Origin of the sequence: Hymenobacter gummosus (genome assembly GCF_003970915.1) — a bacterium.
In the GTDB taxonomy this organism is placed as follows: Bacteria; Bacteroidota; Bacteroidia; order Cytophagales; family Hymenobacteraceae; genus Solirubrum; species Solirubrum gummosum.
In genome coordinates this window covers 1-318 of sequence record NZ_RXOF01000036.1, presented here as the reverse complement: position 1 = coordinate 318, position 318 = coordinate 1, and the positions used below count along the sequence as shown (strand labels likewise).

Here is a 318-nt window from a genome sequence, read left to right as displayed (position 1 = left end):
CGACCAGCTGTTCCCGCTCCTCGTCGCGGGCGCGCATGGCAGGCGGACGCGTGTCGGGCTGCTGGCGCAGCCACTCGTCGTAGGCCCGGCGAAGGGCGGGGTCGGTGAGGGTGGGCAGGCCCTCGGCCGCGGCCTGCTGACGGGCCCGGGCCGCTTCGGAATCGGCCGCCTGCTCGCTCAGCTCCCGGTAGGCGAGCTTGATTTCCGCGGGGGTGGCGGCCCGGGGTACGCCCAGCAATCGGTAGTAATCGGACATCGGTGGTGTGGTTTGAACGGCAGCAGGTGGTGAACGAAGCCCCGGCGGCATAAAGTACACAG

Annotated in this window: 1 protein-coding gene; it reads right to left on the bottom strand. The window is 70.8% G+C overall.

The window, feature by feature from the left end:
• On the bottom strand, positions 1 to 256 hold a 256-nt coding region (locus EJV47_RS27755), incomplete at its 3' end, for a DnaJ domain-containing protein (RefSeq protein WP_165903959.1).
• Positions 257 to 318 lie beyond the last annotated feature (62 nt).